The organism is Allopseudospirillum japonicum (assembly GCF_900108915.1).
GTDB classification, from domain to species: domain Bacteria; phylum Pseudomonadota; class Gammaproteobacteria; order Pseudomonadales; family Halomonadaceae; genus Pseudospirillum; species Pseudospirillum japonicum.
In genome coordinates this window covers 119991-142370 of the sequence record NZ_FNYH01000009.1, presented here as the reverse complement: position 1 = coordinate 142370, position 22380 = coordinate 119991, and the positions used below count along the sequence as shown (strand labels likewise).

General features: G+C 43.6%; 22 protein-coding genes. 15 read left to right on the top strand and 7 right to left on the bottom strand.

The window, feature by feature from the left end; translation table 11 throughout:
* Positions 1-6 precede the first annotated feature (6 nt).
* On the top strand, positions 7-750 hold the full coding sequence (locus tag BMX05_RS09480; RefSeq protein WP_093310849.1) for an oxygen-binding di-iron domain-containing protein: 744 nt from the start codon (positions 7-9) through the stop codon (positions 748-750).
* 1 nt (position 751) lies between these two features.
* Here the strand turns inward: BMX05_RS09480 and BMX05_RS09475 are convergent, their stop codons facing one another.
* The 3 genes from BMX05_RS09475 to BMX05_RS09465 all read right to left on the bottom strand — a co-directional run bounded on the left by BMX05_RS09475 (position 752) and on the right by BMX05_RS09465 (position 6009).
* Positions 752-3325 carry an EAL domain-containing protein gene (locus BMX05_RS09475; protein WP_093310846.1) on the bottom strand — a complete coding sequence of 858 codons (2574 nt, stop codon included), beginning with the start codon at positions 3323-3325 and terminating at the stop codon, positions 752-754.
* Positions 3326-3490: 165 nt separating this feature from the next.
* Positions 3491-4297, bottom strand: a complete 807-nt coding sequence (locus BMX05_RS09470) for a response regulator (RefSeq protein WP_177166863.1) — start codon at positions 4295-4297, stop codon at positions 3491-3493.
* Between the two features lie 206 nt (positions 4298-4503).
* Positions 4504-6009 carry a fumarate hydratase gene (locus tag BMX05_RS09465; protein ID WP_093310839.1) on the bottom strand — a complete coding sequence of 502 codons (1506 nt, stop codon included), beginning with the start codon at positions 6007-6009 and terminating at the stop codon, positions 4504-4506.
* A gap of 264 nt (positions 6010-6273) precedes the next feature.
* On the opposite strand from BMX05_RS09465, the gene BMX05_RS09460 reads away from it, so the two are divergent.
* The 13 genes from BMX05_RS09460 to BMX05_RS09405 all read left to right on the top strand — a co-directional run bounded on the left by BMX05_RS09460 (position 6274) and on the right by BMX05_RS09405 (position 18805).
* On the top strand, positions 6274-7281 hold the full coding sequence (locus BMX05_RS09460) for an asparaginase (protein ID WP_093310836.1): 1008 nt from the start codon (positions 6274-6276) through the stop codon (positions 7279-7281).
* A 126-nt stretch (positions 7282-7407) separates the two neighbouring features.
* Complete coding sequence (gene nhaD, locus BMX05_RS09455; RefSeq protein ID WP_093310834.1) at positions 7408-8655, top strand: sodium:proton antiporter NhaD; 1248 nt, start codon at positions 7408-7410, stop codon at positions 8653-8655.
* A gap of 112 nt (positions 8656-8767) precedes the next feature.
* Positions 8768-9460, top strand: coding sequence for a TetR/AcrR family transcriptional regulator (locus tag BMX05_RS09450; RefSeq protein ID WP_093310832.1), 693 nt, complete (start codon positions 8768-8770; stop codon positions 9458-9460).
* A gap of 9 nt (positions 9461-9469) precedes the next feature.
* Positions 9470-10033 carry a L,D-transpeptidase gene (locus tag BMX05_RS09445; RefSeq protein ID WP_317622227.1) on the top strand — a complete coding sequence of 188 codons (564 nt, stop codon included), beginning with the start codon at positions 9470-9472 and terminating at the stop codon, positions 10031-10033.
* A gap of 154 nt (positions 10034-10187) precedes the next feature.
* Positions 10188-11441: a methyl-accepting chemotaxis protein gene (locus BMX05_RS12900; protein WP_093310828.1), complete on the top strand. Its 1254-nt coding sequence runs from the start codon at positions 10188-10190 to the stop codon at positions 11439-11441.
* A gap of 46 nt (positions 11442-11487) precedes the next feature.
* Positions 11488-11856, top strand: coding sequence for a response regulator (locus tag BMX05_RS09435; RefSeq protein ID WP_093310825.1), 369 nt, complete (start codon positions 11488-11490; stop codon positions 11854-11856).
* A gap of 56 nt (positions 11857-11912) precedes the next feature.
* Positions 11913-12230 carry an STAS domain-containing protein gene (locus tag BMX05_RS09430; RefSeq protein WP_093310821.1) on the top strand — a complete coding sequence of 106 codons (318 nt, stop codon included), beginning with the start codon at positions 11913-11915 and terminating at the stop codon, positions 12228-12230.
* A gap of 9 nt (positions 12231-12239) precedes the next feature.
* The gene (locus BMX05_RS12585; RefSeq protein WP_143051957.1) at positions 12240-12575 is read left to right on the top strand and encodes an Hpt domain-containing protein; all 336 of its coding nucleotides are present in this window, start codon (positions 12240-12242) and stop codon (positions 12573-12575) included.
* Positions 12557-14401 (top strand): chemotaxis protein CheA, encoded by a 1845-nt coding sequence (locus tag BMX05_RS09425; protein ID WP_143051956.1) that lies wholly within the window; start codon positions 12557-12559, stop codon positions 14399-14401. Before BMX05_RS12585 ends, BMX05_RS09425 begins: the two co-directional genes overlap by 19 nt.
* Positions 14394-16757 (top strand): methyl-accepting chemotaxis protein, encoded by a 2364-nt coding sequence (locus BMX05_RS09420; RefSeq protein WP_093310818.1) that lies wholly within the window; start codon positions 14394-14396, stop codon positions 16755-16757. Before BMX05_RS09425 ends, BMX05_RS09420 begins: the two co-directional genes overlap by 8 nt.
* 63 nt (positions 16758-16820) lie before the next feature.
* A complete protein-coding gene (locus BMX05_RS09415) occupies positions 16821-17336 on the top strand; it encodes a chemotaxis protein CheW (protein ID WP_218139026.1) in 516 nt (171 codons plus the stop codon).
* A gap of 14 nt (positions 17337-17350) precedes the next feature.
* Positions 17351-18193, top strand: a complete 843-nt coding sequence (locus BMX05_RS09410; protein ID WP_093310809.1) for a CheR family methyltransferase — start codon at positions 17351-17353, stop codon at positions 18191-18193.
* A 12-nt stretch (positions 18194-18205) separates the two neighbouring features.
* A complete protein-coding gene (locus BMX05_RS09405; protein ID WP_093310806.1) occupies positions 18206-18805 on the top strand; it encodes a chemotaxis protein CheD in 600 nt (199 codons plus the stop codon).
* A gap of 31 nt (positions 18806-18836) precedes the next feature.
* Here BMX05_RS09405 and pdxH read toward each other — a convergent pair whose 3' ends face one another.
* From pdxH to BMX05_RS09390, 3 genes are read right to left on the bottom strand one after another with little or no spacing between them, the layout of a single operon-like run.
* Positions 18837-19484: a pyridoxamine 5'-phosphate oxidase gene (gene pdxH / locus BMX05_RS09400; protein ID WP_093310801.1), complete on the bottom strand. Its 648-nt coding sequence runs from the start codon at positions 19482-19484 to the stop codon at positions 18837-18839.
* 52 nt (positions 19485-19536) lie between these two features.
* The gene (locus tag BMX05_RS09395; protein WP_093310797.1) at positions 19537-19866 is read right to left on the bottom strand and encodes a branched-chain amino acid transporter permease; all 330 of its coding nucleotides are present in this window, start codon (positions 19864-19866) and stop codon (positions 19537-19539) included.
* Positions 19848-20552 carry an AzlC family ABC transporter permease gene (locus BMX05_RS09390; protein WP_093310794.1) on the bottom strand — a complete coding sequence of 235 codons (705 nt, stop codon included), beginning with the start codon at positions 20550-20552 and terminating at the stop codon, positions 19848-19850. The genes BMX05_RS09395 and BMX05_RS09390 overlap by 19 nt, the downstream gene beginning before the upstream one ends.
* A 270-nt stretch (positions 20553-20822) precedes the next feature.
* On the opposite strand from BMX05_RS09390, the gene BMX05_RS09385 reads away from it, so the two are divergent.
* A complete protein-coding gene (locus BMX05_RS09385) occupies positions 20823-21491 on the top strand; it encodes a cytochrome b/b6 domain-containing protein (RefSeq protein WP_093310790.1) in 669 nt (222 codons plus the stop codon).
* Positions 21492-21555: 64 nt separating this feature from the next.
* Here BMX05_RS09385 and BMX05_RS09380 read toward each other — a convergent pair whose 3' ends face one another.
* A complete protein-coding gene (locus BMX05_RS09380; protein ID WP_093310902.1) occupies positions 21556-22008 on the bottom strand; it encodes a c-type cytochrome in 453 nt (150 codons plus the stop codon).
* Positions 22009-22380: the final 372 nt, after the last annotated feature.

The window sequence follows — 22380 nt, the reverse complement described above, 5'->3', positions numbered from 1 at the left end:
CGAAAGATGCAAACAAAGAAATTATATGAAGGGCGTGGACATACTTGGTATATGTTTGCACGTGATCCAGAGCGTCCTCAAAATATTATTGATACAAATCAGTATATGGTTCGTGCAGGTAAAGAAGCGATTTTGTTAGATCCAGGTGGGATTGAATTATTTCCTGCTATGTTAGCTGCGATTGTGCATCATATTCCTGCTGAACACATCACCCATTTATTTGCTTCGCATCAAGACCCAGATATTATTTCATCTCTCGGATTGTGGGATAAAACTTTACCACATGCACAATTACATGCGCCTTGGTTATGGGAAGGTTTTTTGCGTCACTTTGGTTGTAACCATATTGAATATAAAGCAATCCCAGATGAGGGCCAAAGTTTGCGTTTGGGTGGGGTAGAATTGCAATTTATTCCTGCGCATTATTTGCATTCTTCTGGCAATTTCCATGTTTATGATCCTGTCGCTAAAATTCTGATGAGTGGTGATGTGGGTGCTGCTTTATTGCCAGAAGCTAATACGCCTTTATTTGTAGAAAACTTCCAAGAGCATACCCAATATATGCGTGGTTTTCATCAACGTTGGATGCCTTCTAATCGGGCAAAAGATGACTGGATACGCCGTGTCCGTACCCTAGACATTGAATATTTAGCACCTCAACATGGTTCGATTTTTCAGGGCGATGATGTTAAGCGCTTCCTTGACTGGTTTGAAGCTTTAGAAGTGGGTACAGGCGTTAAGGGAAATTAACTCAATGGTCGTAAACTTGGGTATGCCAGTCTTGTGCTAACCAAGTAACGACTTGATTGGCAGGGCTCGGGCGTCCTAAATAATAACCTTGGCCTTGTTCACAGCCTTGTTCACGCAGAAAAGTCAGTTGCTCATAGGTTTCAATGCCTTCTGCAACGACATTTAATCCGAGTGCTTTTGCCATGGCAATAATAGTGATTGCAATTTGGCAATCATCATGGGCATGTGGTAATTCGCGCACAAAGCTGGCATCAATTTTTAAGGTATCTAAAGGCAAACGTTTTAAATAGCTTAAAGAAGAATAGCCTGTACCAAAATCATCGATAGAGATTTTAATCCCAAGTTGGCGTAAACGATGTAGCATACAAGCAATGGCTTCGGCATGTTCTGGTAAAAAACAGCTTTCGGTTAATTCTAGTTCTAATAAATAAGCAGGAATTTTTGAATCTTGTAGTGCTTGGTGAATACTGGCTTCAAAATGTGGGCTTGCTAGTTGACGTGCAGAGATATTAATAGCAATGGGGACGACGTCTAAGCCGGCTTTTTGCCACCACTTAAGTTGTTGACAGGCTTCATGTAATACCCAATTGCCTAAGCTATCAATTAAGCCGAGTTGTTCTGCCATAGGAATAAAATCAGCCGGAGAGACAAAACCTAAATGTTCATCATTCCAACGGATTAAGGCTTCAAAACCTTTGAGTTTGCCTTGGTGAATATCAATTTTAGGTTGATAAAATAGTTGAAAAGCTTGTTGATGCAAGGCACGTCTTAGAGCATTTTCTAATGTTAAACGTGAGCTTGTTTCTTGTCCTAATTGTTGTGTAAAAAAGCTGAAATTATTACGCCCATTTTCTTTAGCACGATACATAGCGCTATCGGCATTTTTCAATAAATCATCTGTATTTTGTGCATCTTGTGGATATAAGCTAATACCTATACTGGTAGAAACAAAGAGTTCTTGTCCTTCAATCTGCATCGGTTGATGAATTGCGGCAATAATACGGTGTGATAAGCGTTCTAAATCGGTCAGATGCTCAACTTCAGGGACCAAAATAACAAATTCATCGCCACCTAAACGAGCAACGGAATCTTCTGTACCAACAGCATCTTGTAACCTACGGGCGACACGTCTTAAAACTTGATCACCGCTGGCATGACCCAAAGAATCATTAATACGTTTAAATAAATCAAGGTCTAAAAATAAGACAGCTAGCATAGCCTCATGCTTGCGTGCTTGGCTGAGGGCTTGTTGTAAACGATCATTGAGTAAACGCCGATTAGCAAGGCCTGTGAGCTCATCAAAATAAGCGAGATTGTGAATTTTTTCTTCTTTGCGTTTGCGATCACTAATATCCGCAAAAATGGCAGCATATTGAATAATCTGCTCTTTTTCATCACGGATTGCAGTAATAGTGAGCCATTCAGGAAAAATATCACCATTTTTACGCTTATTCCAAATTTCGCCCTGCCAATACCCTTGCTGCTTTAACGCTTGCCACATATTTTGATAAAAATTGCTTTGATGGCGTCCAGAGCTTAACACCTTGGGGGTTTTACCGATGACTTCCTCAGCGGTATAACCAGTTAATTCTGTAAAACTGGGATTCACCGATTCAATAATGCCCCGTGCATCTGTAATAATAATGCCATCTAAGGAAACTTCGATGACTTTTTGTGCTAAGCGCAAGTGTTCCATAGAAGCTTTTAATGCAGAATCGCGTGCGCTAAGGGCCTCTCGTAGGCGGTTAACATAAGCATATTCAACACTTGCAAGAATATCGCCTAGGGAAAGTAAACCGATCGGCTGACCTTGTGGCCCAATGACGCCTAAATGACGAAATTTTTTCTCACGTAAAATATTAACCGCAGCAATTAAACTGGTATCCGGTTCAACAGATAAAAGCTGATGAGTCGCAATGTCACCTAAACACACATAATTTTGTGCATCTGCTAGTAAGCGAATTAAATCGCGTTCGGTAATAATGCCCCAAGGGTGGTGTAGATCTTGAGGGTAAGCCACAATGGCTGCTTCTGAATTGCTTTCTTGTAGTGTGTGCACCGCCTCGGCAACAGGCATGCGTGCATCTAGTACCAAAGGTGGTTGGCGAATCGCTGAACCAACTTCTCGCATATATAAATAGTGTTCTAATCCTTGCTGACGTACGACATCAGTTTGCGTTACTATACCTAAAGGACGTTGGTCTTCATCTTGAATGACAAGCAAACGTCGTACTCCTTCGCGTTTTAGTTTCATCCCCACTTGATTGAGCGACCAAGACGCAGGCACAGAACGTACCGGATGGCTCATAAAATCACCAATAGGGCGTGATATCAGCTGACGGTCAGTAAAGTCTAAGCGTCTTGCATCGCCTTCGCTCCAAATCCCAACTAAAGCTTGGGTTTCAGGATCTTGGATTAAAATACAGCTCACATGGGCTTGCTGCATTAAACGTGCAGCCTCACTTAAACAAGTCTCCGGTGGGCAGGTGAGTAACCCAGAATGAATGAGCTGACCGACAGGCACATCATCACTGACAAAAAGATCATTAAGTAAGGCATGTTTGGCGATGGTCATGAAAGCGTAAGGTATCTCAGGCAAAGATTAAGGAAAAGAAGGCGCGCCTTTACTATACCTTGATTATCAGGGAGATGCAGCAGAGACTCGGGCTAAGCTACATAAATTCACTTAGCCGCTGAGTTTAAGTGTGTTTGGGTAATAAATTTGTGCTATCGCAAAATATTACGCAACTTCAGGTTCAAGCAGTTGTGTGAGCAGATAACGCACGTTATTGACTTCAAACGGTTTATCACAGATTGCAGAGACGCCTGCTTGTTGCACGGAACTAAGGCGTGCCTGATCATTTTCTGAGGTGACCATTAAGATGGGAACGTGTGAATGTTCAGATGCTGTACGCACATATTCAGTTAATTCACGCCCATCCATTTCTGGCATATTATAATCTGTAACAATTAAATCAAAGTTGTCTGCACTGAGTTTATGCAAAGCATCTTTACCATCTTTAGCTTCTACTAATTGTTCTACACCCAGTTGATTTAAAACTCTGCATAAATGTTTGCGTGCTAAACGACTATCATCCACAACAAGCACACGCAATTGCTTAATATCATATAAATCTAGATTCAGCTCATCAGCAACAATATAATCTAAGGAAGCAATTAAAGCGCGTTGTAAGTCTTGGTGATTAAAAGGTTTGGGTAGCAAGGCTAAAACTTTGGATTGACGAATGGCTTCTAAGTTTTCCCACTTGCGTTCACTTGAGATGACCATAAAAGGAATATGCTCTAAACGCGGATCACTTTGCATCAGGGCAACCAGATCGCCTGCTTGTGCATCAGGTAAATAAAGAGAGCTAATCACTAAATCAGGCGTATAGGTGCGCATTTTGTTAAAAGCACTGCGAGCATCTGCTGCGGTTTCTATCCCTAGAATGCCCTCATCCTTAAGGTGTTGCTCGATAATACGTCTTTGTGTCGGGGAAGGTTCAACGAGCAAAATAGATAACTCATAAATAGACAGGTGTTCCATGTCATCCATCCTGTTAAGCAGTTGAAAACGAAGGTTATAAAAACCCTGTTAAACATCAGAGAATTTTACATAGTTTAACACTTCTTAGCGATTGTGCGGCAAGATGTTTGGCAATTTTGTATGATTTACGCCAAAAAAATCGCCTAAACTGAGAAGAGTCTAGGCGATAAAAGTGTAATTAAAAAGAATATTTCAGTGACAATTGACTAGCTTTTCGCTGCAATAATTTCTTGCCATTTTGCTGGACCTGTCATGTGGACAGATTCACCTTCAACATCGACTGCAACTGTAACAGGCATATCTTGTACATCAAATTCGTAAATTGCTTCCATACCTAGGTCTTCAAAAGCTAGGACTTTCGCAGATTTAATCGCTTGGGCAACAAGGTAAGCTGCGCCACCTACAGCCATTAAGTAAACTGCCTGATTGTCTTTGATGGCTTCAATTGCGATAGGACCACGTTCAGATTTCCCTATCATACCAAGCAGTTTGGTTTCTTCTAACACGGTGCGGGTAAACTTATCCATGCGAGTCGCGGTTGTGGGACCTGCTGGTCCAACCACTTCATCACGTACAGGATCGACAGGACCAACGTAGTAAATAAACTTACCTTCTAAATCAACCGGTAAGCTTTCACCACGTGCGAGCATATCGACCATACGTTTATGGGCGGCATCGCGTCCGGTAAGCATCTTGCCACTCAGCAATAAGACATCACCAGGTTTCCAAGTTTTGACTTCTTCGCGGGTGACTGTGTTGAGATTGACACGCTTGACTTGCTCGCCGACTTCGCGAGTGACTTCTGGCCAGTCTTCTAAGGAAGGCGGTGTTAAGCTGGCAGGGCCGCTACCATCGAGGGTAAAGTGTACGTGGCGTGTTGCCGCACAGTTAGGAATAATAGCAACCGGTTTATTGGCCGCGTGGGTCGGATAATCTTTGACTTTAACATCCAATACTGTGGTTAAACCACCTAGACCTTGCGCCCCTATGCCCAGTTTGTTGATTTTATCGAAGAGTTCTAAGCGTAGTTCTTCTGCACGATTGCTGGCGCCGCGTGCTTGTAAGTCTTGAATATCAATCGGATCGAGTAGGGCTTCTTTGGCAAGGATCATGGCTTTTTCTGCCGTGCCGCCAATGCCAATGCCGAGCATCCCAGGTGGACACCAGCCTGCGCCCATCGTAGGCAGCTGTTTTAAGACCCATTCGACAACATCATCTGAAGGGTTGAGCATGGCAAATTTAGATTTAGCTTCAGAGCCACCGCCTTTTGCGGCAACATGCACTTCGACTGTGTTACCTGGGACGATCTCATAATTAATAATCGCCGGCGTGTTATCTTTAGTATTTTTACGCGCACCATCAGGGTCAGCCAACACGGAAGCGCGTAGAATATTATCCGGATGCAAGTAAGCGCGTCTTACCCCTTCATTGAGCATATCTTCAAGGCTCATATCCGCATCCCATTGCACTTGCATACCCACCTTAATAAAGACGGTGACGATGCCGGTATCTTGGCAAATGGGGCGGTGTCCCTGCGCACACATGCGCGAGTTAATCAGAATTTGCGCAATAGCATCTTTAGCGGCAGGAGATTCTTCGCGTTCATAGGCCGCGGCCATTGCTTGAATAAAATCTTTAGGGTGGTAGTAAGAAATATATTGCAGTGCATCAGCGACGCTTTGGATCAGATCGTCTTGACGGATGAGGGTCATGCTTACTCCTTAAATCATCATTACACTAGCTGATTGCTATCACAGGGAAATTTGGGTTATCGACAAGCCTACGCGTGTTGACGATACCGAATAAAAAGCATGTTATATGCATTTTTTTATGCAGGTACTTGTGTAAAAGACATGTGCCAGCATAAGGTAGAGATAACAAATAATCAGTGAACATAAATCAAGGGGTTAGTATATAGCATGCTAAACGCTTAGGCACTATGACCCCTTGGTCTTATCTTGTCAGCAGGGTGCACTATGATTTCTGTTTTAGTCATTTATATGGGCGGTACTTTAGGGATGCAGGCAGATGCACAAGGGCATCTTGTACCTCAGCCACTTGGTAATCGTTTTTGGAAGGCGTTACCAAAAGATTTGATGACCAGTTTAGATATTCATTTGCATGAATATTCACAACCTATAGATAGTGCCAGTTTGCACCCAGAAGCTTGGTTTAGCTTGGCGCATCTGATCCGTGAATATGCATCCCAATACCAAGCCTTTGTAGTGATTCAGGGCACAGATACTTTAGCTTATACCGGCAGCGCTTTAGCCTTTTTGCTACAAGGCCTTGGTAAACCTGTCATTGTGACAGGTTCACAACAACCTTTAGAAACGCGTGGTACGGATGCACTGGCCAATCTGACCCATGCCCTACGTTGGGCAGCGCATAACCAGTCTATGTGTGAGGTTGGATTAGCTTTTGGCGGTAAGTTGTTGCGTGCTTGTGCAAGTACCAAGGTCTCTGCTCGGCAACATGATGCTTTTGCAAGCCCGAATGTGCCCTTGTTAGGAGAGGTCTTGGCGGGTGAGCGTTATGTTTTTTATGCAGAAAGAGCTTGGCGTCCACAAACTATATTGATACCCGCTTGTGATTACCAACAAGCCCAAGTTGTGCGTCTTAGTGTTTTTCCAGGGATGAGAGCCACTTGGTTACAAAAAGCGTTAGAAGATGTCGATGCGGGGGTTCTGGAACTTTATGGTAGTGGGAATGGACCCTGTGATGCGGAGATTTTGTCTGTACTTGTGCAAGCGCAACAAGCGGGAAAATGGCTTTTAGCGCGTAGTCAAACTTGGTACGAAGGGCTCACAGGCTGCCCTCAATATGCGACAGGTAAAGCGTGGCAGGATGCTGGCGTACTCATGCCTGCACAAATGACGGTGGAAGCGGCACTCACGAAACTGCATTGGGTGCTCGCCTATTACCCCACAGACCGAGAAAAACAAGCGCAAGCGCTAGCAAGTGTTTTATGTGGTGAAATCTAGAGGTATGCAGTAGCTAGTGTTATTCTCGCACCTTGCTAGAATCTAAGTGAATGAGTGCCTCTTGTTAGCAGATAACGAGGGCACTTGTGTTGATCATGGTATTTCTTTTTCTGGAGTAAATAATGTATGGATATCAGTATCCTCTTGCTGGGGTTGGCTGGGCTAGCTTTTGCACTCATTATTTTTGAAGATATCATTCATTTGAATAAAGCTAAATCTACCTTATTTATTGGGAGTTTGAGTTGGCTATTGCTATTTATTTATGCTGAGCCTTTAGGGCTAGAAAATGTTCAAGAAAGCTTGAATGAGAATTTGCTAGAGATTTCCACGCTCTGGCTGTTTTTAATGGCAGCGATGACTTTTGTTGCTTACTTAAATAGTAAAGGCTTGATTGCTTCTATTATTTATAAATTGTTGCCACGTCATTTAACAGAACGCAAATTGATGTTTTTGTTAGCAGGCTTTGCTTTTATATTTTCTTCTCTTGCTGATAATATTACCGCTACTTTAGTTTCGCTCGCTTTAGTGTTATCACTTAATTTAAATACAGAAAAATTGGTACGCTTTAGTGTGTTGGTAGTTTTCGCAGTAAACTCAGGGGGTGTGGCCTTGATTACTGGCGATGTGACAACGTTAATGATTTTTATGGCAGATAAGGTCGCTATCCAACATCTGCTACTGCTGATTTTGCCAGCTTTTGTTGGTGTGCTTTTATTAGCACATCTATTATCACGCAACTTTGATCATCAACCAATACATTTAACTGAAATGCAGGTGAAAGCTAGCCTATTGGAAAAAATGGTGGCTGTGCTATTTTTATTGACTATTTTAAGTGCGATAGCCGCTAATATTCTCTATCAAGTACCACCTTTGCTGACTTTCTTGTTCGGCTTATCTATTATGTTTTTGTTGGGGCGTTTAGCACGACGCCAAGACAAGGATGAACACCAATTGCTTGATTATATTCGTGTGATTGAATACGACACCTTGCTATTCTTTTTAGGTATACTCTTAGTCGTAGGTATGCTGAAAGAAATTGGTGTGTTGAATTATGTGCCAGAAGTTTATACGCATTTGCCTATTGCTATTGCAAACTATCTGACAGGATTAGCCTCTGCATTAATTGATAACGTACCTTTAACCGCTGCAGTATTAAAATCTGATATTAGTATGCAGACAAGTGATTGGCTGGCTTTAACTTATGCTGCAGGCGTAGGGGGTTCTTTATTAGTGATCGGCTCAGCAGCTGGCATTATTGCCTTAAGCAAAGTCGAGTCTTTAAGCTTCTTTAGCTATATGCGTTACTTGCCATATTTAGCACTGGCGTATACTTCAGGCTATGTCCTTGCTTATCTGATGGCATTGTGGGTATAACTGGCTTGTCCGTTTAAAACATTTCTGGTTACCTTTGGTAATCCTAGCGCTTGACATGGGGCAGTAAGCTTCTTATGTTTAAAACATTTGTTTGCTTTAGGACGCTGCCCACATGACCACTCATTCAGATACAGTCACTCGTATATTGGATACAGCTGAAGCCTTGTTTGCTGAACGCGGCTTTGCCGAAACCTCTTTACGCACGATCACAAGTAAAGCCAAAGTCAATTTGGCTGCGGTGAACTATCATTTTGGCTCGAAAAAGTCCCTGATCCATGCCGTTTTTGCACGTTATTTAGACCCCTTTTGTGCGCACTTAAGCCTAGAGATTGATCGGTTAGAAAAAATGCAACCAAGCCCAAATCTAGAGCTTTTACTTGAACGCCTTGCTTTTACTTTACTCAATACACAAACCCCGAATAAACAAGGACTTTCTGTATTTATGCGCTTACTTGGTTTGGCTTATACCCAAGCGCAAGGCCATTTACGCGACTATTTACAAACCCAATATGGGGAAGTATTTCGGCGTTTTGTGCGTTTACTCAGCCAAGCAACCGGTGAACTTCCAGAAACAGAACGTTTTTGGCGTGTACACTTTATGCTGGGGGCGATGATTTTTACCATGTCGTCTTTAAATACCTTGCGGGATCTTGCCGCACAAGACTTTCAAGAGCAGACCAATGTGCGTACCTTAGTCGCGCGTTTGATGCCTTTTATTTGTGCAGGTATGCAAGCTCCTTTGCCGGATGTGCAAGCTAATCCGGCTACTTCATCCTATATCCAGGCGCATCATCCAAGTTTATGAGTTTAACAGATGTCATATATGCTTGATGATATTTTAAATCCAGTGACTCCCTTAGTAGCACAAATACCGAATCATTGGCTGTATATTAATATCCGATATCAATGTTTGGCTTATATGCAGGGAATACGAATAGAATCCGCTTACCCGATGTCTTCGGCGCGTTTAGGTGTTGGTGAACGCCAAGGCTCTGGCTGCACCCCAAGGGGCTGGCACAAGATTCGTGCTTGCATTGGTGAAAATTTACCAGCTCATGCTGTTTTGGTGGGGCGGCGTTGGACCGGTGAGCTTTATACACCCGAATTAGCCTTGCAGTTCCCTAAACGTGATTGGATTTTAGGGCGTATTTTATGGTTGAGTGGTTTAGAAGTAGGTAAAAATCGCGGTGGTCAGTGTGACACTATGCGCCGTTATATTTATATCCATGGTACGCCGGATGATCAGCCGATGGGGGTACCTAGGTCGCATGGGTGTATTCGAATGCATGTCGCAGATATGCTGGATTTGTATGCTCGTGTATCTCCTTTGATGCAGGTGTTTATTGACGCGGCGGATAAACCACTAAGAAACCCTTAAGATACATAAGGATACATTTGGTGTAAGGCCGAAGCTGTAATAAGATTTGCGCATCTTTACCTGAAGCACGTATGCAATTGGCGGTAGCAAGCAGCGTTTTTCTTTTCTTTCGTGTGCTACTTTTGACTATCTAGACGGCTTAGAGTAATCCCTTATGTCTTATCCTCATGCAGCGACACAAGATCAGCCCAATAAAGCGGCACCTTGGGTACTTTGGTCACCTTTAGGTTTTGGTGTTGTGCTGGCACTAGCCGCCTTAGTGAGCCTGCCTACGAGTGTGCCTGTATTATTGGCGAGCGCGCTTATGTTGCTGGTCAGTGTGGTGATCACTTTGGCAATTAAACGCGCTTGGCAGCAAGAGTGTTTGCAGATGCGCGCTCATGTACAACAAGCGCAAGCGCAAGCCCAGTCTGGCAAAAGTGATTGGCAATTAAGCCAAGTAGAGGATTTGTGTCAAGGGATTGCCCCTATTTTGGTACGACAAATTCAATCTTCACGTCAACTGACAGAAGACAGCGTACTCACGTTAAGCCAGCGTTTTGCTGCTTTAGTAGATGAGTTAGATCAAATCCTTAACGGACAAGGTGGACGCCAGCACCAAGATAATATGCAGGGTGTATCGCAAATGTTTGAGCACAGTGGGCAGCGTTTAACCAACGTCATTCAAGCGCTGGATCATGTGTTAAAAGATAAAGATGCTATGTTACAAGAGGTACGGCGTTTAGCTGCCTATACGGATGAACTAGAATCCATGGCGGAAGAGGTGCGTCAAGTGGCAGATAAGATTAATTTGCTCGCTTTAAATGCAGCAATAGAGGCGGCACGTGCTGGTGAATATGGCCGTGGATTTGCTGTTGTTGCCGATGAGGTGAGGAGTTTGGCCGCTTCCTCTGCAGATACGGGAGGACGTATCAGTGCCAAAGTCAGTGAGATCACACAAGCGATGACGCGCACCTCGACCAATGCCGAGCGTTCTTCGAAGCAAGATGCGCAAATGTTGACAGAAGCAGAAACGTCTATTCAAGAAGTGCTAGGCTCCTTACGCGCTGCAGTCACGGATGTAGAGCAAGATGCCGGTAATTTACGTGCGACAAGTGAAGACGTGCGTACAGTAATTGCAGATGTGCTTTTGAATTTACAATTCCAAGATAGGGTAAATCAAATCTTGCAGCACGTAGAAACGCATGTGCAAGAGTTGCCGCACTATGTACGTTCATTAGAAACGGAAACAGATACACTCGATAAAATTTTACAGACGATGGATAAGGCGTACACCACCTTAGAAGAGCGTACGAATCACCAGCAGCATTTAAATACACGTCAGAGTGAGTCAACACGGGGTTCACCCACGCAGGCTAGATCTAGCACACAAAGCGCGCAAGATGAAGATAACCTTACTTTCTTTTAATCACGTATTGACCGAGGGATAGCCTCGACAACAGGATATTTTAATCATGACAAAACTGATTATGATTGTGGATGATTCCGCATCTTTACGCCAAGTAGTGGCAATTAGCCTTAAAGGGGCAGGGTATGAGGTCTTGGAAGCCAGTAACGGCCAAGATGCTTTAAATAAAATGACAGGGCAGAAAATTCATCTGATTATTAGCGATGTGAATATGCCGATCATGGATGGCATTAGTTTTGTCAAAGCAGTCAAACAATTACCCCAGTACAAATTTACACCGATTATGATGCTGACAACGGAATCACAACAAGAGAAAAAAATGGAAGGTAAAGCTGCAGGTGCCAAAGCTTGGTTAGTTAAACCCTTTCAACCCAATGTGTTGCTTAATGCCGTGGCGAAATTGGTGCTACCTTAATGGGATTGGGTTTGTTGCTCAATGTATTGCCATCCAATATGTGCTAAGGGACTTGTATGCCTGCTGAATATGCCACTCTAGAAGAAATGCCTGGGCTTGTGCTCAAAGGTGAGCTGAGTATTTATACAGCAGCAGAATTAAAGCCTGTACTTTTTATGCTGCTGCAAGAAGCACATGAGCACCTGCATTTAGATTTGCAAGGCGTTGATGATATTGATGGTGCTGGGGTACAGCTTTTGCTGTTGTTTCGGCGTGAGTTGTTACAAGCAGGCATTGAGCTTTCGATTCAAGCCTCGCCGATGGTAGCAGAAACGTTACAGCTTTTGCATTTGCAGCAGCATTTTATCTTGGCTCCAACCAGAACCTCTCCTTAGGAGCGAATCATGAGCTTTGACGAAGCCCGGCAAACTTTTGCTGATGAAGTCGATGAACTTTTGCAGCAGATGGAAGAGGCGCTTTTAGTGCTAGAGAGTGCGCCCCAAGATCAAGAAACACTCAATAGTGTTTTTCGTGCCATGCATACGATTAAAGGCTCGGCTGGCTTATTTGGTTTTGATGAGGTAGTACATTTTACCCATACGGTAGAAGCAGAATTAGACCGTGTGCGTTCTGGTCAGCGTCAAGTAGATAGTGATTTGATTGCTGTTTTGCTGTTTTGCTGTCTTGTCGGGATCAGGTCGCCACCTTGGTCAGTGCTGCCTTGCAAGAGAGGCTTTTAAGTGATGAGGTGAAAGCACAGGGGCAAGCTATCTTGGCGCGCTTACAACCGACAGGGAACCACCTTGCATCCAAGTCGCCAACACAAACAACCGAGGCGGTAACCGCAGCACCTCAATTAACACCAGCCGAGCCGCAAGCTGCGCTTTGGTTATTGGTACTTGATTTTAAAGCCGATGCTTTCCGTAATGGGATGGATCCTCTGTCTTTTATTCGTTATCTGAGTACTTTGGGCGAAATACAGTATTTACTCGTAGACGAACAAGCATGGCCACCTGCAGAGGCTTTTGACTCTGAATCTTGTTATTTAAAGTTTTACTTAGGTTTATATGCTTGTACACAAGTCAGCGTACTTGAGGAAGTTTTTGAATTTGCAGAAGATGATTGCACCTTAGACATTATTCCACCCTACACGGATGAAGCAGTCTATGCACAGGTGTTACAGCACGCAAACCCAGATTTGCAAGCTCAGTTAACTGAGTTAGTCACGCAAGCTAGCGCTTTACCAGAAGCGGTTATTACGCAGACAGTCCTAGAGGAAAATCAGGAAACGACACCAAAACCACAGACGCCGATCACTCCAGCTTCGCCACCGACAAAAACAAGCTCGCCTCCCAAAAATACCCGTGAGAATGTCTCCATCCGTGTGGATGCGCAACGCCTTGGTTATTTAATCAATCTTGTCGGTGAACTCGTTATTGCCAGTGCTGCCACGAAACTGATGGTACGTCAGCATGGCATTAATGAAGCAGACGAAGCCGTTGCGACTATGGAATCTTTGGTTGAGGAAATTCGTGATCACGCATTACAGCTGCGCATGGTGCAAATTGGTGATACTTTTGCCCGTTTTCGCCGTGTTGTCCGCGATGTGAGTAAAGAACTTGGTAAACAAATTGATTTACAAATCTCTGGCGGCGACACTGAACTTGATAAAACTGTGGTAGAGAAAATTAATGATCCTTTAACCCACCTCATTCGTAATGCGCTTGATCATGGCATTGAAGCACCTGAAATTCGGCGTGCAGCTGGTAAGCCTGAGCATGGTTGTGTGAGCTTGAATGCATTTCATGATTCTGGGCATATCGTGATTCAAATTAGCGATGATGGCCGTGGGTTAGATACCCAAAAAATTCGTGCAAAAGCTGAGCGCCTTGGTTTAGTCAGTACAGATCAACATTTAAGTCACCAAGAGACGTTGCGCTTGATTTTTGAGGCAGGCTTATCAACCAAAGAAGAGGCCACCAATCTCTCAGGGCGTGGGGTGGGTATGGATGTGGTAAAGCGCAATATTGAATCCCTGCGTGGTAGTGTTGATCTGGAAAGCGAAGTGGGTAAGGGAACCAAAGTCAGCATACATCTACCACTGACTTTAGCAATTATTGATGGTTTTATGGTAGGTGCAGGCGAAGAAGCTTATGTATTACCACTGGCAAATGTCGCCGAATGTGTCGAACTGCATCAAACAAGTTGGCATGTACAAGATAGGCATTATGTGAATTTGCGTGGCGAAGTGCTGCCTTATTTATCTTTGCGAGATTTCCTGCAAAAAGAAACCGACCGGCAGCAGCAACAAAGACGAGAAAGCCTAGTCGTTGTGCGTTTTGGACGTAAACGTGCGGGTTTAATTGTGGATGCTTTATACGGAGAGCTACAAACTGTGATTAAACCGATAGGAAAAATTTTTCAAAAAGTTCATGCCATCAGTGGTGCAACAATTTTAGGTAATGGCGAGATTGCACTGATTTTAGATGTTCAAGGCTTAATTGATCTAGCGTATCAAGAAGCACAACAAACCCAAGGTACAAGCGGGAGACTCTACCATGCTTAAAAACATACGGCTGGGCTGGAAGATTGGCGGGGGCTTTGTGCTCGTGCTTACACTAACCCTTATTGTAGGTATCGTTGGTTGGCGTGGTATTGAGAGTATTGTCTCTCGGGTTGATAAAGCAGACGATGTCAACACACTGGTGAAACTGATTTTGCAGGCACGTACTTTAGAAACTGAGTATGCCAATACTCATTCTGAAGAGACAGTCAAGCATCTGCAGCAGGTGTTAGCTCAGCTAAAACAGCAGGCGCAAACCACAAAGGATAAATTCACGGATCAATATAACCGTGATGAAATGGACCAAGTCTTAGCGCGTACTCAAGCGTATGAAAATGCTTTTAATCGCTTCCGTAGTTTAGAGCAGCAAAAAACGCAAACCATGGAATCGATGCGCGCGCGTGCGCGTACGGCTTTAGCAGCAACGGAAGCCATGTCGCAGCGTAAAAGTGTGGAGTTAAAAACGTTTCAACAAGCAAATACTGCTTTTATTCAGCGTAAGCTTGCCAATGCCAATGCAGCCATTGCGTTGACGCAAAAATTGATGGAAGCCAAGGCTTTGCGTGTCGCTTTTATCCATGAGTATACCCAGCGTGAGTTTCAACAATGGGAAGATCTTAATGAAGAGATGTTAAGCCGTTTGCGTGATTTGCGCAGCCAGTTTACGACACCAGAAAATCTACAACATTTAGAAAATATTGGCCGTTATTATCGCCAATACCGTGAACAGGTTATAGAGTTGGTGCGCCGTGGTAATGGTTTAACAACAATAGAAAAAGAACGCGCAGTGCGTGCTTTTGTTGAACAAGCGCAAGAAGCTATGGAGCTTATGCTGGCATTAAAACAAGATCAAGAGCAAGCCCTACAAAAGGCACTCAATGACAGCGAAAGCCTGATGCAAGATATGCTGCAAAAAGCTGAAAGTGCGAATGCCATTGCGCAAGGCTTTTTGAATGTACGTCGTTACGAAAAAGAATTTATCAACTCCGGCGAAACAGATTATCTACGCCAAGCGCAAAGTATGTTAGGGCAAGTTTTAGCAAGTGCGCGCGACTTAAGCTTGCGTTTTGAAAAAGCCGAAGATCAGCAACAAGCCGCCCAATTAATTGATGCTTTGGATAAATACCAGCAGGAGCTGAACGCTTATGTCAACCGTCATAATGAGCAGTTGATTGCGGAACAGAGCATGTTAGAAGCAGCATTAGCAGCACAAAAAGTCTGCCAAGATGCGCGTGCAGATCAAGAAAGCAAGATGCGTGCAGAAATCCAAGCAACCCTCATGTTAGTTTTTGTCGGTGTGATCTTAGCCATTTTGATTGGCGTTTTAATTGCTTGGCTCATTACACGCGGGATTACACGGCCAGTAGCGATGGGAGTGACTTTTGCACAGCGTTTGGCAAAAGGGGATTTAAATGTTCATTTAGAGGTAGACCAAAAGGATGAAATTGGCAGTTTGGCAGAAGCCTTACGGCAGATGGCAGCACAATTACGTTCTGTCGTGGAGAATGTGCGTCAGAATGCCGATGCTTTGACCAGCTCTTCGCGTGAGGTAAGTGCAACGGCACAGTCGATTAGTCAAGCTGCGACTGAGCAAGCAGCCAGTGTTGAAGAGACAACCTCCTCTGTCGAAGAACTGAATGCCTCTGTGCAGCAAAATGCAGAAAATGCGCGCGTCACAGATAGTATGGCAACACGTTCTGCAACAGAAGCACAGCAAGGCGGTGAAGCGGTGAGCCGTACCGTCAATGCCATGAAGCAGATTGCGGCCAAAATTAGTTTGATCGAAGATATTGCTTACAAAACAAACTTGCTTTCTTTAAATGCAGCGATAGAAGCAGCACGAGCTGGTGAGCATGGCAAAGGTTTTACTGTTGTTGCGGCTGAGGTACGTAAACTAGCGGAAAACTCACGAGTAACTGCACAGGAAATCAATGAGTTAGCAACACAATCTGTCAGTATTGCTGAGCAAGCAGGCAAATTATTAGAACAAATGGTGCCTAATATTGAGAAAACGGCGGATTTGGTACAAGAAATTAGTGCTGCAAGTGATGAGCAAGCTTCTGGTGTCTCACAAATTAATGCCGCTATGGCACAACTGGATCAAGCGACACAGCAAAACGCATCGGCTGCGGAAGAGCTGGCAGCCACTTCAGAGGAGCTATCCGGACAGGCGGAACAACTGCTAAATACGGTTGCTTTTTTCAAGTTGGATATGCATACACAAGCACGTCCACCAGCTAAAGGACAAGCGCGCCTTGCAAATAAACCGCCCGCTTTACCAAGTGGCAAAGCAAAAACCTCCAGCCATCAAGACTTGGATTCTTTAGGTATTAGTGACCAAGATTTCGAACGTTTTTAATTGGCATATCAGTAGCGACATCTAGGGGAGTTGCTCCCCTGGATGTTTAATGAGGAAATACTTATGTCAGAATCAGAATCGGTACCAGAAAACTTACATCAATATTTAACATTTTTTATTGGTGGAGAGCGTTTTGCACTCCCAATTTTAGATGTAAAAGAAATTATAGAAGTCAGCGCATTAACCCGAGTTCCGATGACACCTAATTTTATCCGTGGTGTGATTAATCTACGTGGTAATGTGGTGCCTGTTATAGATTTATCTGCACGTTTAGGACGCCAAGCCAGTCAAATTAATAAACGTTCTTGTATTGTATTAGTTGAGTTAGAAGCAGAAGAAGAAACCCATGCATTAGGTATGTTAGTGGATGAGGTCAACGAGATTTTAGATATTTTACCAGGCCATATCCAGCCACCACCGGATTTTGGTACAGATATTCGTACCGAATTTATTTTAAATATGGGGCAGGTTGGCGACGAGTTTTTGATCTTACTGAATATTAACAAGGTACTTTCGATTAAGGAGCTCTCAGAGTTACAGGCATTAAACCCAAGTATGCTGGAAACCCCAACAATCTAAATTGAGGGTCTGGTATGCCAGCAGCTGAACAGGCACGTATTCCACGTTTAAAAACGCGTGAATTCCGCTATTTACAACATTATTTTTATCAATTAACAGGGATTTATTTGCCTGATAGCAAGCGTGAGCTAGTCGAAGGCCGTTTGGCAAGGCGAATGCGTTTTTATAGATTGCATCAATATACGGATTATATTGAAATTTTACAACAGCATCCCCAAGGAGTAGAAGTACAGGAACTAATTAATCGTTTAACAACTAACGAGACTTATTTTTTTCGTGAGCCAGCTCATTTCGATTGGTTAAAAAATTATCTACAAACATATCAAAAAACGCAACAAGCAAGAAGCAAATTACGTATTTGGAGTGCAGCCTGTTCTACAGGAGAAGAAGCTTACAGCCTAGCGATGCTGTGTTCAGAACACCTAAGACCAGAGCTTTGGCAGATTACGGCAACGGATATCAGTGAAGATGCATTACAGCAAGCTAAATCTGCAGTCTATGAGCAAGCGAGGATTAGAAAGTTGCCTGCTTATTATATGCACAAATATTGCTTGAAAGGTGTGCGTAGCCAAGCAGGTAATTTACGTGTTGCACCAGAAATTCGCCGTCAAGTTGATATTCAATATCTTAATTTAATGTCATCTTACCCCGTACACTGGGGAAATTTCCAAATAATTTTCTTGCGCAATGTGATGATTTATTTTGACTTGGAAAGCAAGCGCCAAGTGATAGAAAAACTCATACGACATCTGGCACCACAGGGGTATTTAATATTAGGGCACTCGGAAAGCTTGCAAGGTATTGTACATCCACTCAAAGCTGTACGTCCCTCTATTTATCAAAAGTGTGTTGCTTAATCAGGAGGGCACGTGCAGGTTAATTCTAAAATAAAGCGAATATTATTACACCCAGGGCAGTTCCATGTATCCACACGCCCAGAGGTGATTTCAACCCTACTAGGTTCTTGTATTGCTGCTTGCTTATATGATAAAGAATCTGGTGTGGCAGGTATGAATCACTTTTTGTTAGCGCAACGACGTTTACCGCATCAGGAACCTTTACTCAATAGTGAAGCAGGTCGTTACGGTATGTACGCGATGGAACTTTTAATTAATGCACTGCTGCGCCGTGGTGCGCGTCGTACTAGGTTAAAAGCCAAAATTTTTGGTGGTGCCAATGTATTAGCAGATAGCTTGGGCAAGCAAGCTAGTGTCTTTAATATTGGGCAGGTCAATATTGATTTTATCCATCAATATTTACAAAACGAGCAGATTCCTCTTGTCACTGAAGATGTGGGGGGACAACAAGGGCGAGTGATTCACTTTGTGACTCGGGATCAAAGTATCTATTTACGGCGCATGGGTGCACGGGATAAGTGGCGTGTGGAACGTCAAGAGCAAGCGTATTGGCAGCAAAAACTAGCAGAACAAGCCTTAGCAGAAAAGCAATCGCAAGTAGATTTCTGGTAAACCCCCCAAAAACGAGGGGCTTTTTGTCTGTTCATGGGCTAAGGCGCACAAGCTGCCAATCGCTTGCAGGGTGACGCTCAAAGCGTAAACGGTCATGTAATCGGTTTGGTTGACCTTGCCAGAATTCGAACGTGTGTGGGTGAACACAATACCCTCCCCAATGCGCTGGGCGTGGAATAGGGGCATTTTCTGGATATTGATCTTGTAACTGTTGGAAGCGTTCACTGAGTTGTTCGCGTGATTGTAAAATCTGGCTTTGCGCAGAAGCCCAAGCACCAAGTTGACTGTCACGCGGGCGACTTTGAAAGTAAGTGTCTGAAGCTTCCGGCGCTAATTGACGCGCCTCTCCCTCAATACGAATTTGACGTTCTAAAGCTTCCCACCAGAAAGTTAAAGCGACTTTTGGCGATTGTGCGATTTCTTGGCCTTTAGCACTTTGATAATTGGTATAAAAGACCAAGCCTTCTGTAGAGTAGCCTTTTAACAACACGATGCGTGCATGTGGTTGGCCCTGTGTATCAACGCTGGAAAGCAACATAGCGTTAGCATCTTGATGTGGGCTTTGAATGGCCTCTTGCATCCAGATTTCAAATAAAGGCCAAGGGGTTTGGCCCGCTTGCTCTTCTAACAAAGGGGTTAAATGATAGTCGCGGCGCATTTGTGCTAGATCACGATTCACGATAAGTTCCTCCTTAACACATAAAGGGTGATCCAAGAATAACAGACGAAGCTTACGTAAAGTAACCGCTTTGTACGCACAGCATGTAAACTCCAGTACCTACGCCGATAGAAATCAAGGCTTGTCTGCGCCAAAGATGCAGGCCAATCACTACAAGCGCGGCAAGACTTTGCGGCAGTAGCACTTGTGGTTCTAAGCTTTGTGGTTGACCAAACATAAAGATAAAAACTAATAAAAACATCACACCAGCAGGCAGATAGCGCCCTAAATGGGCAAGCAAAGGGTGATCTGCATGGCGTGCTAGAAAAATAAAGGGTAATACCCGAGTAGCAAAAGTGGCCAACGCTGCCACTCCAATGACAGTTAAGAGGTAGACTTGCATAGCAAAGCTGCCTTATTTAATGGATATTTAAAATCTAGAATGAGTAAGCCAGAGGTGAGCAAAAGCGCAATAGGCAATTGATGCTGGCTAGGTACCAAAATTAAGGCAATACAGCCACTAAAAAGCGCGAGTGCGAAAGGTTTTTTTTGGCCTAAAGCAGAATATTGTTCTAAAGCTAACACGATAAAAAGCGCCACAAGCGTGAACTCAATCCCTTGACTGTTGAAGGTTAAATAGCGGCCTGCTAAAGCACCTAGGGTGCATCCTAAAACCCAATAACCCTGATTAAGTAAGGTAATATAAAAACCGAGTTGATGCTCTTGGTTCGGGTCACTTAAGGTGAAACGGCTGGTTTGCAATGAGTAAGTTTCATCGGTCAGGCCAAAGATAAGATAAAGTTTGCGCCAGCCAGCGCCTTGATAACGCTTGATTAATGAGAGGCCAAAGAAGATATGGCGCGCATTTAAAGCAAAAGTCGCTATGGCGACCTCAAGTAAGCTTGCTTGGGTTGCAAGCAAAGTCACTGCAAGAAATTGTCCAGCGCCTGCATAAATAACCAATCCCATTAAGGTAGCAAAATACCAGTCATAGGGTAAGCTGCTGGTAAACATGACCCCAAAGGCTGCGCCTAAAGGCAAATAACCGAACATGACAGGAATGCTAAATTTGACTGCCTGAGTGAACATGAATGTAAGACAACCTTGTCAACGAATTGGACGGAACAACAGCAAAATTTACGCCTCTAACCGCATGGAAATCAGCACAAATCAGCTTGTTTTTTAAGAAAGTATGCATGGTGCATCTACTGATACTCGGGTGTTATTATAAGAATGAATGTATCTAGTCATGTGTATTATACTAATAATAAAATATAGATTCTGGTTTTTTGTATAGTGTTTTTTTCCAAATTTATCATAATTTTTATTGAAAATGACTGTTTTGAGGTAGGGAAGTATATGAAGACACAGGCACCAAAAATTTTAGTTTGGGATTGGGCTGTGCGTCTGGGACATTGGAGTTTTCCACTGTTGATAGGTTTTTTGTGGTTTAGCATTGAAGTACAAGATTGGATGATGTGGCATGCGCGTGCTGGATATTTGCTGTTAGGGATTTTACTCGGGCGTATTATTTGGGGTTTTGTAGGCAGTGACTATGCACGCTTTGTAAACTTTATCCGTTGCCCGCGTACAAGCTTAAGTTATGCACTTGCTTGGGTACGCCATCGTGAAGCTCCTTATTTAGGACATAACCCTTTAGGGGCTTGGATGGTGCTGCTACTGCTTGGGATGATGTTGTTACAAGTGATTACCGGTATGGGCTCAACCGATGATATTTTATTTGAAGGCCCCTTGTATGCCACTTTAAGTGACTGGAGTGATACGCTGATCTGGTTGCATGCGCTGAATTTTAATTTCTTGCTTGCGGCCGTTGGTTTACACGTTTTGGCTGTGTTGGCGCATAAATTTAGAGGCGAAGATTTGGTAAAACCCATGCTGCATGGTTACAAGCCACAACCAGAACAAACGCCAATGGACGGTGATCCAGCACAAGCAAAAACAGCGCCTTGGTGGTTGGCATTACTGATTTATGCAGGATGTATTATGGGTGTTTTTTGGTGGGTGTAATTGAAGCATATAAAAAGAGCAGCACTAAGCTGCTCTTAATTTTTTGACGATAGGTCAGCCAGGCTTACTTGTCTTTGAAGTTATCGTGGCAACCTTTACAGGTTTTGCCAACCGCTGCAAATGCAGGTTTGATTTGCTCTAAATCACCGCTGCTGGCCACACTGGCGAGCTCTTGGGCATTTTTCTCGAATTGTTGCATACCAGCAGCAAAATCATCCCATTGGCTCCAAATTTCTGCACGTGCTTTGGTATCCCCTTTGTCAGAGCCTTCAACGCTGAAACCTTCTAGTGGCATTTCGCTCAGCGCTGCCAAACGTTGTGCCAAGACTTCAAAGCGTTCTGCATCAAACTCAGTTTTGCCTTTGACCATATCGCCCATGGGAGCAAAGTTCCACTTGACCAATTGGAATACGGCACGACGGTATTCAATAGCATCTTGTGCAGCATCAGCCAGAACAACACCGGCAGAAGTTGAAAGTGCAGCACCTAACATCAAGCTAGAAATGATCTTTTTCATAATAATTTGCAAGCGGCTGTGATGGCCAGACTTGCCACTCCTTGTCAGTAGGGTTAAAACAATCCAATTTTTGAGTTTGCGTATGCATACTCAGCTTCAATAAGAAAAGACAGACATCTTGCCGCAAATTGATGGATATCATATACCCATGTACGCAGCTTGCTTACAAGCAAAGATACTTTTGTAAGCCTAGGCTATTGTATATTAGCTGATCTGTAAGTAAAACCTGCAAAAACGCAAATTAACGTTAAGTATGCAAGCAAGTGTTAACCTAGGTTATTTTGCACAGTAAAAATGCTAACTTATCCATGCCAGCCTAGGAGATAGGTATCAAAAGGCCTAGGCTCAAGGTATTATACCCACATACGCGCG